This window comes from Microbacterium hydrocarbonoxydans, from assembly GCF_900105205.1.
Classification (GTDB): Bacteria; Actinomycetota; Actinomycetes; order Actinomycetales; family Microbacteriaceae; genus Microbacterium; species Microbacterium hydrocarbonoxydans.
In genome coordinates this window covers 1-10326 of sequence record NZ_FNSQ01000002.1, presented here as the reverse complement: position 1 = coordinate 10326, position 10326 = coordinate 1, and the positions used below count along the sequence as shown (strand labels likewise).

Annotated in this window: 13 protein-coding genes and 4 pseudogenes; 9 read left to right on the top strand and 8 right to left on the bottom strand. The window is 62.6% G+C overall.

The window, feature by feature from the left end:
- Positions 1-80: 80 nt before the first annotated feature.
- Together BLW44_RS18470 and BLW44_RS18465 are read left to right on the top strand one after the other, a co-directional pair.
- A pseudogene (locus BLW44_RS18470) lies at positions 81-161 on the top strand (hypothetical protein); the annotation flags it as partial.
- Positions 162-268: 107 nt separating this feature from the next.
- The gene (locus BLW44_RS18465; protein WP_338061368.1) at positions 269-388 is read left to right on the top strand and encodes a M23 family metallopeptidase; all 120 of its coding nucleotides are present in this window, start codon (positions 269-271) and stop codon (positions 386-388) included.
- A 98-nt stretch (positions 389-486) separates the two neighbouring features.
- Here the strand turns inward: BLW44_RS18465 and BLW44_RS00120 are convergent.
- Together BLW44_RS00120 and BLW44_RS00115 are read right to left on the bottom strand one after the other, a co-directional pair.
- Positions 487-1241, bottom strand: a pseudogene (locus tag BLW44_RS00120) (cytochrome c biogenesis CcdA family protein).
- Positions 1238-1807 carry a TlpA family protein disulfide reductase gene (locus BLW44_RS00115; protein ID WP_053098497.1) on the bottom strand — a complete coding sequence of 190 codons (570 nt, stop codon included), beginning with the start codon at positions 1805-1807 and terminating at the stop codon, positions 1238-1240. The pseudogene BLW44_RS00120 and the gene BLW44_RS00115 overlap by 4 nt, the downstream one beginning before the upstream one ends.
- A gap of 765 nt (positions 1808-2572) precedes the next feature.
- On the opposite strand from BLW44_RS00115, the gene BLW44_RS17645 reads away from it, so the two are divergent.
- The 5 genes and pseudogenes from BLW44_RS17645 (at position 2573) to BLW44_RS18090 (ending at position 5510) form a co-directional block, all read left to right on the top strand.
- Positions 2573-3073, top strand: coding sequence for a hypothetical protein (locus BLW44_RS17645; protein ID WP_139305197.1), 501 nt, complete (start codon positions 2573-2575; stop codon positions 3071-3073).
- A 225-nt stretch (positions 3074-3298) separates the two neighbouring features.
- Positions 3299-4576, top strand: coding sequence for a DDE-type integrase/transposase/recombinase (locus BLW44_RS17640; protein ID WP_074731472.1), 1278 nt, complete (start codon positions 3299-3301; stop codon positions 4574-4576).
- Positions 4483-4689 (top strand): annotated as a pseudogene (locus tag BLW44_RS18600) (Mu transposase C-terminal domain-containing protein); the annotation flags it as partial. The gene BLW44_RS17640 and the pseudogene BLW44_RS18600, both read left to right, overlap by 94 nt.
- Before the next feature lie 6 nt (positions 4690-4695).
- The gene (locus BLW44_RS00105) at positions 4696-5154 is read left to right on the top strand and encodes a hypothetical protein (protein WP_254775091.1); all 459 of its coding nucleotides are present in this window, start codon (positions 4696-4698) and stop codon (positions 5152-5154) included.
- Positions 5151-5510: a hypothetical protein gene (locus tag BLW44_RS18090; protein WP_074731468.1), complete on the top strand. Its 360-nt coding sequence runs from the start codon at positions 5151-5153 to the stop codon at positions 5508-5510. The genes BLW44_RS00105 and BLW44_RS18090 overlap by 4 nt, the downstream gene beginning before the upstream one ends.
- On the opposite strand, the gene BLW44_RS18595 is transcribed toward BLW44_RS18090, so the two are convergent.
- From BLW44_RS18595 to BLW44_RS17615, 5 genes are all read right to left on the bottom strand, one after another.
- Positions 5423-5638, bottom strand: coding sequence for a Mu transposase C-terminal domain-containing protein (locus tag BLW44_RS18595; RefSeq protein WP_083389553.1), 216 nt, complete (start codon positions 5636-5638; stop codon positions 5423-5425). The genes BLW44_RS18090 and BLW44_RS18595 overlap by 88 nt on opposite strands.
- Positions 5545-6549, bottom strand: coding sequence for a hypothetical protein (locus BLW44_RS17625; protein WP_175473384.1), 1005 nt, complete (start codon positions 6547-6549; stop codon positions 5545-5547). The genes BLW44_RS18595 and BLW44_RS17625 overlap by 94 nt, the downstream gene beginning before the upstream one ends.
- Positions 6550-6734: 185 nt before the next feature.
- Entirely contained in the window at positions 6735-7055 is a 321-nt protein-coding gene (locus BLW44_RS00090) for a hypothetical protein (RefSeq protein WP_074731464.1), read from the bottom strand.
- A gap of 47 nt (positions 7056-7102) precedes the next feature.
- Positions 7103-7531, bottom strand: coding sequence for a hypothetical protein (locus BLW44_RS17620; protein ID WP_139305196.1), 429 nt, complete (start codon positions 7529-7531; stop codon positions 7103-7105).
- Between the two features lie 26 nt (positions 7532-7557).
- Positions 7558-7869: a hypothetical protein gene (locus BLW44_RS17615; RefSeq protein ID WP_139305195.1), complete on the bottom strand. Its 312-nt coding sequence runs from the start codon at positions 7867-7869 to the stop codon at positions 7558-7560.
- 456 nt (positions 7870-8325) lie between these two features.
- On the opposite strand from BLW44_RS17615, the gene BLW44_RS00085 reads away from it, so the two are divergent.
- Positions 8326-8883, top strand: coding sequence for a TlpA family protein disulfide reductase (locus tag BLW44_RS00085; protein WP_074731463.1), 558 nt, complete (start codon positions 8326-8328; stop codon positions 8881-8883).
- Positions 8880-9640, top strand: a pseudogene (locus BLW44_RS00080) (cytochrome c biogenesis CcdA family protein). Before BLW44_RS00085 ends, BLW44_RS00080 begins: the two are co-directional and overlap by 4 nt.
- A gap of 98 nt (positions 9641-9738) precedes the next feature.
- On the opposite strand, the gene BLW44_RS18085 reads toward BLW44_RS00080, so the two are convergent.
- Complete coding sequence (locus tag BLW44_RS18085; protein WP_254775090.1) at positions 9739-10047, bottom strand: M23 family metallopeptidase; 309 nt, start codon at positions 10045-10047, stop codon at positions 9739-9741.
- Positions 10048-10326 lie beyond the last annotated feature (279 nt).

Below are 10326 nucleotides of genomic sequence, written 5' to 3'. Positions count from 1 at the left end.
GCCGAAGTTCAAGCTACGGCCCGCGGACCCCGATCTGCGGTTCGCAGGGCTGCTCCTCGAGCTACCACTACGGCGCGGACATGGCCAATGGCTGCGGAGCGGCGATCTACGCCGCCAACTCCGGAACAGTGGACTACGCCGGCGCGAACGGCAACTACGGCAATTACGTCCGCATCCAACACGGCGGGGGCGTCAGCACCGGGTACGCGCACATCAAACCCAGTGGCATCCTCGTTGGCAGGGGCAATGGGTCAATTCGGGCCAGGTCATCGCTTACGCGGGTGACACTGGACGCTCCTTCGGTTGCCATCTGCATTTCGAGGTCTACATCAATGGTGGTTACACCAACCCCGTCCGATTCATGGAAGACCGCGGCGTCTATATCTAAGGCTCCGACATGGGAGCACGAAGTGGCGCCCACCACAATGACCAGTTGGGTAGAGAGGGCTGCTCCAGTCGTCACTCGCGACATCCTTGCTAGGGATCTCAGAGAGGGAGAATGACGCTACCCATCACCGCCGTCAGCCGCGACATGATGTCGGTCCACAGCCCTGTCACCATCAGGATTCCGAGGACGATCAGCAGTATGCCTCCGCATACGTTCACCACCGGATGTGACGACGGAGGAACTCGACCGTCTTCGCCGCCCAACCGAACCGAATGCGACCAACAGGAACGGGATGCCGAGGCCGAGCGAATACGCGAGGCCGAGGAAGCCGGCACGGACAGGGTCGCCAGCATTGAACGAAAGCGCGATGATCGCGGCAAGCGTCGGACCCATGCACGGTGCCCAGCCGATACCAAGTGCCACTCCAAGTAGCGGCGCCCCTGCGATTCCGGCCCGGGAGCCGACGTGGAAGCGGACCTCCCGCTGGGCGAAATTGAACAACCCGAGAAAGACGAGCCCATCAGGATGATGACGACTCCGAGGATGCGTGTGACCAGGTCGCCCCAGCGTAGGAAGAACGCCGGCCGTGCCGCCCAGCGCGGTGATGAGAACGAAGACGACGCTGAAGCCGAGGATGAACAGCGGTACGCCGACTACGAGCTGACGGCGCTGGGGCGCGACTGCGTTCGTCGCGCGACCTTCGAGTCCGGCGCGACCACCCCGCCAAGGAAGCCGAGGTAGCCGGGGACCACGGGAGCACGCAGGGCGACAAGAACGACACGAGGCCAGCGAGCATCGCGACGGGGACTGCGAGCCAGAGCGCACCGGACCCGATGATGGTGTCGGCGTTCACGGTGTCTCCGCCAGAGCGTCCTTGACGAGCGTCGAGAGGATCGAGGTGCCGTCGATGGGTCCGATGATGCGGGCGGCGACACGGCCCTGCCTGTCGAGCACGAGAGTCGTCGGTGTCGCCTGGATCGGCACGACCTCGGAGAAAGCGAGTTTCGCCTCGGCCGTGTTCACGTCGATCAGGCTCGGGTAGGTGATGCCGAACTCGTGAGAGAAAGCCTGGGCAGTGTCGGCCTGGTCGCGGGTATTGATGCCGATGAAAGCTACATCCTCGCCGCCGTATTCTTGCCAGACGCTTTCGAGATCCTTCGCCTCGATGCGGCACGGCGCGCACCCGGCGTACCAGAAGTTCACCACCGTGACCTTGCCGGCGTTGTCTGCGCTGTCGAAATCATCACCAGTTTCAGTGATGCCGCTGAAGTCGACCGGTTCGCTCCGCTCGTCGATCGGGATCTCGACGATCGCGCCGCCAGCGGCCACATACCCGGTGTTCTCACCCTTGAGGAAGGAATCGCTGACCGGATCCGGCGCACACCCGCTCAGACCGATGGCGAACACCGCGGCGAGCATGGCTCCGATCGCACCACGAATGGTGCGAAAGCGAGGATTTCGAGGCACATCTCGCACTCTACGCAGATCCCCTATGCGTCCGCCGAACCGGGCCACCGTCCTGCGGGCCTCTTACCGCTTCCGACGTCCGCCAGGGCAAGTCGCCGCGTCGGCAACTTCGGTCTGCTGACACACAGAGCACCTCCGGGAGGATGACGTGTCAGCTGAAGGCCAACTGCGTCATTCCAACGCAATTCCGACGACGACCGCCTGCACACCGTCTCAGCGTTGCAGATTGCTCGGCGGTGGCATCAGTGTTCTCGTTCGGTCGTTGCCGGACATCAGATCGAACTCTAATCCGAGCCATACCGGTGTGTCGGGAGCCAGGCAAAGCCGACCCGGCGGATCCTGGGCGCAGGCGACAACGATGTGCCTACTCAGGTACTCCGCCTTCCTTGGAGTGGTGATGAAGCCAGCTGAGATTGCACGGTTGATCGCACGGCGACGATTCTCGAAGGGCTCGGAGCTGCACTGGGTGCCGCGCGATCATCGTTCCGCATCCGGCTACGCGGATAGCGTCTCGTTCGCACCGGTCAACCGAAGTCTCGGCCGTTTGGATTGGTCGGTCATCGACCCGATGAAGGTTCGAGTATCGAAGGGCGCAAGCCACTTTTTCACGGGGTCTGAGTACTTCTGGAGTCGCACCCGTAGCCACGTATGGTGTGAGTCTCAGTTCGAGCGCGACGAGTTGATGTGGCTCGATTTCGGCGGGCAAGTAGCAAAGGTGTGGTCGCAGCCATTTGCGTGGTGTTCGGCGTTCGCTCGCCGATGGCGGGTCACTGGCACGTGCCGGATTTCCTATTGCAGATGTCGGACGACTCCTACGCCGTTCGAGACGTGAGGCCAAAGGAACGCATCGACAAGTCTGCGCAACTGCAGTTCGATGAAACCGCGGTTGTGTCGGCAACGCTCGGCTGGCACTATCAGGTACTTTCCGGCCACAGCATCCATGCGACCCGCGTGGTCGAATGGTTGTCGGCGTCGCGTCATGACCGTTGCAGGCCGCCTGCTGACGTCGAGGACAGGATCCTCGACGCGGCAACTGACAGCAAGACTCGCCGGGAGTTGTGCGAGCTGGCATCACCAGATTGCCCACCTCTTGCCTGCGCATGGGTTGACAACCTCGCCTGGCGCAGACTTCTCGCGCTCGATCTGTCTGCGGTCTTCAATAGCAACGCGCTACTGACTACCGCACGTCGGGAGAGAACGGATGCGATCAGTGTCTGACGAGAGCAAGCTGAAACTCGGGGACTCTTTCGACATTGACGGCGAGATCTGGGTCTGGGCCCACATCATCCCCGGCCTAGAGGTGAAGCTCCGGTCCGAGAACGCACCCGATCGACACCTCATCATGTCCGTAGACGAGTTCCTGCGCCATGCCGGCACGGCTCAACGCGAGCGCGCGGTATCGCTTCGTCCGGACGGGACGCGTGGCCGACCAACGTGTGCGATATGGAGGCCCATCTCCTTGAGGCGTTCACCGGGAGACCAATGGATCCGTTGGCTTCCACTCCTCGGGCGCAGTATGACCCTGCGCTGACGACTCAGAACGCACGCGTTGACGCGAAGCTGCTGGAGTTGAAAGGCACGTCACTGGGGCGAGCGCGCAGTACCTTTCACCTCCTATGGAAGACCTACCAGCAAGACGGTGCAGCGGGGCTGAATGCCCGCATGCACCGGAAGGGCGAGCAGCGACTCGCCATCAGCCGGGCAGATCCGCGGCTGGTGACGATCATCGATCGATTCCTCGATCGCCAGACGGACAAGGCCACGAGTAGCAAAAAGCGTTGCGCTGTCTTGGTGAGGCGAGCGCTCGAGACAACCTACCCGGGCGACCCCATTTGTGAGATCAAGGCTCGCACCCTCCAGGGCTACATCAACGAGCGGGCTGCAGGCCGTTACAGCTTCGACAAAGCGACCACCCGGAGAAACACCGACAACAGCCCAAAGCGTCAGTACCACTCCGGAGCTGCCTATCAACTTGGAGAGCGATGCGAGATCGATTCAACGGACCTCGACGTTCTCGTTTGGGATGAGACCAGTGAGTTCCGTCCGAAACTCACCGTGCTTCTCGACGTCGCCAGCCGAGTGCCGCTCGCTTGGGCGATCCACGCGGATAGCCCTGGCGGATTCGATCATGCGCTCCTGCTCGCCCGAGCCATCATCGGGCGCAAAGCCGTGCCTGGTTCGGGCGCTGCCACTCTCTCGGGGTCAGCCGCCTTGCCTTCCGCGCTGATGAAGCAGGTGAACCCCTACCTCAGCGACGAGTCTCTGGCTCTCCCATGGATCTTTCCGCGATCAATCACCATCGACGGCGGAGCTGATTTTCGGTCCCGCACGTTCAGAGATGCCTGCCGTGCGTACGGAATCCACAGGGAGCTCGCGCCCTCCGGAACGCCGACGGTGAAGCCACATGTTGAACGCAACTTCGGCACCCTCTCATCAGATTTCGCCGCATGGTTGGCCGGTTTCGTGGGGAACTCCGTGGCGCATCGAGGCGCCCGCGACAACCCCACGCTCACCTTGGACTCGCTCCGGCTCATCCTGGACAGTTGGATATCCAACATCTACCTGAACAAACCGCACCAGGGCCTGAAGTCGACGAGCTCCCCCGGACGGATCTTCACCCGAATCAGATGTACACCGAACTCTTCAGCGTCGGGCCTGGCGTCCCAGTGCCTTTCGGAGTCGAGGAGTACCTCGCCCTGTTGCCGACCGAACGTCGCATGATCGGTCGTGCAGGGATCGATCTCCACAATCGCCGCTACGACTCGCCCGACCTGGAGGACCTCCGCAGTCGCTCCCTCACGGGCGCTGAACCGGGATCCGCGAGAGCGAGGAAGTTCCCGGTGAGCTTCGACCCCTACAACGCGAATGCCGTCTGGGTACGTCACCCGGAAACCGGCTTGTGGATCGAGTGTTGGGACGTCGCTCTGCGAGAGAAGACGGCACCGATGGTCGCCGAGATCGACATGAAACTCCTTACCCGATACCCCGACGCCGCTATCGACGATCCCGATCGCCGCCGGGAGTGGATCGATCATGTCGAAAGCCGCGAGCGAGGAGACAAGCGCAAGCGCACCCAACACAAGCGAGAGCAACAGCGCCTCAAGGTCGAAGCTCAACGCGAGTCAGGCCCCTCGACAACGACACCGATCCCATTACGGCAATGGGCCAAACCCGTCGACATCAGCACCATCGATTGGACGTCCCCGACATACATCTCGCTCAAGCAGCTTGTCCATGAAGGACCATACTTTCTCATTCGTTTATTCGGTGTCGTTGTCGAGGGGCCTGACTCGCGTTGAGCTTCGACCTTGAGGCGCTGTTGCTCTCGCTTGTGTTGGGTGCGCTTGCGCTTGTCTCCTCGCTCGCGGCTTTCGACATGATCGATCCACTCCCGGCGGCGATCGGGATCGTCGATAGCGGCGTCGGGGTATCGGGTAAGGAGTTTCATGTCGATCTCGGCGACCATCGGTGCCGTCTTCTCTCGCAGAGCGACGTCCCAACACTCGATCCACAAGCCGGTTTCCGGGTGACGTACCCAGACGGCATTCGCGTTGTAGGGGTCGAAGCTCACGGGAACTTCCTCGCTCTCGCGGATCCCGGTTCAGCGCCCGTGAGGGAGCGACTGCGGAGGTCCTCCAGGTCGGGCGAGTCGTAGCGGCGATTGTGGAGATCGATCCCTGCACGACCGATCATGCGACGTTCGGTCGGCAACAGGGCGAGGTACTCCTCGACTCCGAAAGGCACTGGGACGCCAGGCCCGACGCTGAAGAGTTCGGTGTACATCTGATTCGGGGTGAAGATCCGTCCGGGGAGCTCGTCGACTTCAGGCCCTGGTGCGGTTTGTTCAGGTAGATGTTGGATATCCAACTGTCCAGGATGAGCCGGAGCGAGTCCAAGGTGAGCGTGGGGTTGTCGCGGGCGCCTCGATGCGCCACGGAGTTCCCCACGAAACCGGCCAACCATGCGGCGAAATCTGATGAGAGGGTGCCGAAGTTGCGTTCAACATGTGGCTTCACCGTCGGCGTTCCGGAGGGCGCGAGCTCCCTGTGGATTCCGTACGCACGGCAGGCATCTCTGAACGTGCGGGACCGAAAATCAGCTCCGCCGTCGATGGTGATTGATCGCGGAAAGATCCATGGGAGAGCCAGAGACTCGTCGCTGAGGTAGGGGTTCACCTGCTTCATCAGCGCGGAAGGCAAGGCGGCTGACCCCGAGAGAGTGGCAGCGCCCGAACCAGGCACGGCTTTGCGCCCGATGATGGCTCGGGCGAGCAGGAGCGCATGATCGAATCCGCCAGGGCTATCCGCGTGGATCGCCCAAGCGAGCGGCACTCGGCTGGCGACGTCGAGAAGCACGGTGAGTTTCGGACGGAACTCACTGGTCTCATCCCAAACGAGAACGTCGAGGTCCGTTGAATCGATCTCGCATCGCTCTCCAAGTTGATAGGCAGCTCCGGAGTGGTACTGACGCTTTGGGCTGTTGTCGGTGTTTCTCCGGGTGGTCGCTTTGTCGAAGCTGTAACGGCCTGCAGCCCGCTCGTTGATGTAGCCCTGGAGGGTGCGAGCCTTGATCTCACAAATGGGGTCGCCCGGGTAGGTTGTCTCGAGCGCTCGCCTCACCAAGACAGCGCAACGCTTTTTGCTACTCGTGGCCTTGTCCGTCTGGCGATCGAGGAATCGATCGATGATCGTCACCAGCCGCGGATCTGCCCGGCTGATGGCGAGTCGCTGCTCGCCCTTCCGGTGCATGCGGGCATTCAGCCCCGCTGCACCGTCTTGCTGGTAGGTCTTCCATAGGAGGTGAAAGGTACTGCGCGCTCGCCCCAGTGACGTGCCTTTCAACTCCAGCAGCTTCGCGTCAACGCGTGCGTTCTGAGTCGTCAGCGCAGGGTCATACTGCGCCCGAGAGTGGAAGCCAACGGATCCATTGGTCTCCCGGTGAACGCCTCAAGGAGATGGGCCTCCATATCGCACACGTTGGTCGGCCACGCGTCCCCGTCCGGACGAAGCGATACCGCGCGCTCGCGTTGAGCCGTGCCGGCATGGCGCAGGAACTCGTCTACGGACATGATGAGGTGTCGATCGGGTGCGTTCTCGGACCGGAGCTTCACCTCTAGGCCGGGGATGATGTGGGCCCAGACCCAGATCTCGCCGTCAATGTCGAAAGAGTCCCCGAGTTTCAGCTTGCTCTCGTCAGACACTGATCGCATCCGTTCTCTCCCGACGTGCGGTAGTCAGTAGCGCGTTGCTATTGAAGACCGCAGACAGATCGAGCGCGAGAAGTCTGCGCCAGGCGAGGTTTGTCAACCCATGCGCAGGCAAGAGGTGGGCAATCTGGTGATGCCAGCTCGCACAACTCCCGGCGAGTCTTGCTGTCAGTTGCCGCGTCGAGGATCCTGTCCTCGACGTCAGCAGGCGGCCTGCAACGGTCATGACGCGACGCCGACAACCATTCGACCACGCGGGTCGCATGGATGCTGTGGCCGGAAAGTACCTGATAGTGCCAGCCGAGCGTTGCCGACACAACCGCGGTTTCATCGAACTGCAGTTGCGCAGACTTGTCGATGCGTTCCTTTGGCCTCACGTCTCGAACGGCGTAGGAGTCGTCCGACATCTGCAATAGGAAATCCGGCACGTGCCAGTGACCCGCCATCGGCGAGCGAACGCCGAACACCACGCCAAATGGCTGCGACCACACCTTTGCTACTTGCCGCCGAAATCGAGCCACATCAACTCGTCGCGCTCGAACTGAGACTCACACCATACGTGGCTACGGGTGCGACTCCAGAAGTACTCAGACCCCGTGAAAAAGTGGCTTGCGCCCTTCGATACTCGAACCTTCATCGGGTCGATGACCGACCAATCCAAACGGCCGAGACTTCGGTTGACCGGTGCGAACGAGACGCTATCCGCGTAGCCGGATGCGGAACGATGATCGCGCGGCACCCAGTGCAGCTCCGAGCCCTTCGAGAATCGTCGCCGTGCGATCAACCGTGCAATCTCAGCTGGCTTCATCACCACTCCAAGGAAGGCGGAGTACCTGAGTAGGCACATCGTTGTCGCCTGCGCCCAGGATCCGCCGGGTCGGCTTTGCCTGGCTCCCGACACACCGGTATGGCTCGGATTAGAGTTCGATCTGATGTCCGGCAACGACCGAACGAGAACACTGATGCCACCGCCGAGCAATCTGCAACGCTGAGACGGTGTGCAGGCGGTCGTCGTCGGAATTGCGTTGGAATGACGCAGTTGGCCTTCAGCTGACACGTCATCCTCCCGGAGGTGCTCTGTGTGTCAGCAGACCGAAGTTGCCGACGCGGCGACTTGCCCTGGCGGACGTCGGAAGCGGTAAGAGGCCCGCAGGACGGTGGCCCGGTTCGGCGGACGCATAGGGGATCTGCGTAGAGTGCGAGATGTGCCTCGAAATCCTCGCTTTCGCACCATTCGTGGTGCGATCGGAGCCATGCTCGCGCGGTGTTCGCCATCGGTCTGAGCGGGTGTGCGCCGGATCCGGTCAGCGATTCCTTCCTCAAGGGTGAGAACACCGGGTATGTGGCCGCTGGCGGCGCGATCGTCGAGATCCCGATCGACGAGCGGAGCGAACCGGTCGACTTCAGCGGCATCACTGAAACTGGTGATGATTTCGACAGCGCAGACAACGCCGGCAAGGTCACGGTGGTGAACTTCTGGTACGCCGGGTGCGCGCCGTGCCGCATCGAGGCGAAGGATCTCGAAAGCGTCTGGCAAGAATACGGCGGCGAGGATGTAGCTTTCATCGGCATCAATACCCGCGACCAGGCCGACACTGCCCAGGCTTTCTCTCACGAGTTCGGCATCACCTACCCGAGCCTGATCGACGTGAACACGGCCGAGGCGAAACTCGCTTTCTCCGAGGTCGTGCCGATCCAGGCGACACCGACGACTCTCGTGCTCGACAGGCAGGGCCGTGTCGCCGCCCGCATCATCGGACCCATCGACGGCACCTCGATCCTCTCGACGCTCGTCAAGGACGCTCTGGCGGAGACACCGTGAACGCCGACACCATCATCGGGTCCGGTGCGCTCTGGCTCGCAGTCCCCGTCGCGATGCTCGCTGGCCTCGTGTCGTTCTTGTCGCCCTGCGTGCTCCCGCTGGTCCCCGGCTACCTCGGCTTCCTTGGCGGGGTGGTCGCGCCGGACTCGAAGGGTCGCGCGACGAACGCAGTCGCGCCCCAGCGCCGTCAGCTCGTAGTCGGCGTACCGCTGTTCATCCTCGGCTTCAGCGTCGTCTTCGTTCTCATCACCGCGCTGGGCGGCACGGCCGGCGTGTTCTTCCTACGCTGGGGCGACCTGGTCACACGCATCCTCGGAGTCGTCATCATCCTGATGGGGCTCGTCTTTCTCGGGTTGTTCAATTTCGCCCAGCGGGAGGTCCGCTTCCACGTCGGCTCCCGGGCCGGAATCGCAGGGGCGCCGCTACTTGGAGTGGCACTTGGTATCGGCTGGGCACCGTGCATGGGTCCGACGCTTGCCGCGATCATCGCGCTTTCGTTCAATGCTGGCGACCCTGTCCGTGCCGGCTTCCTCGGCCTCGCGTATTCGCTCGGCCTCGGCATCCCGTTCCTGTTGGTCGCATTCGGTTCGGTTGGGCGGCGAAGACGGTCGAGTTCCTCCGTCGTCACATCCGGGTGGTGAACGTATGCGGAGGCATACTGCTGATCGTCCTCGGAATCCTGATGGTGACAGGGCTGTGGACCGACATCATGTCGCGGCTGACGGCGGTGATGGGTAGCGTCATTCTCCCTCTCTGAGATCCCTAGCAAGGATGTCGCGAGTGACGACTGGAGCAGCCCTCTCTACCCAACTGGTCATTGTGGGTGGCGCCACTTCGTGCTCCCATGTCGGAGCCTTAGATATAGACGCCGCGGTCTTCCATGAATCGGACGGGGTTGGTGTAACCACCATTGATGTAGACCTCGAAATGCAGATGGCAACCGAAGGAGCGTCCAGTGTCACCCGCGTAAGCGATGACCTGGCCCGAATTGACCCATTGCCCCCTGCCAACGAGGATGCCACTGGGTTTGATGTGCGCGTACCCGGTGCTGACGCCCCCGCCGTGTTGGATGCGGACGTAATTGCCGTAGTTGCCGTTCGCGCCGGCGTAGTCCACTGTTCCGGAGTTGGCGGCGTAGATCGCCGCTCCGCAGCCATTGGCCATGTCCGCGCCGTAGTGGTAGCTCGAGGAGCAGCCCTGCGAACCGCAGATCGGGGTCCGCGGGCCGTAGCTTGAACTTCGGCGCCCCCGTGGGCCGGACCCAACCGCCGCTACCGGCAGAGCCTCCGCCGCCGCCGTTGCCGCCACCGTTGGCTGCCGCTTCCGCGGCTTCGCGTTCGCGACGGGCGCGCTCTTCGGCCTCGCGCGCGGCCACACCCGACTGGTAACCAGCGACAGTCTGCGTGGTGGTGTCTTTCAGCGCGGCGAGCTGCGCCTGCATCG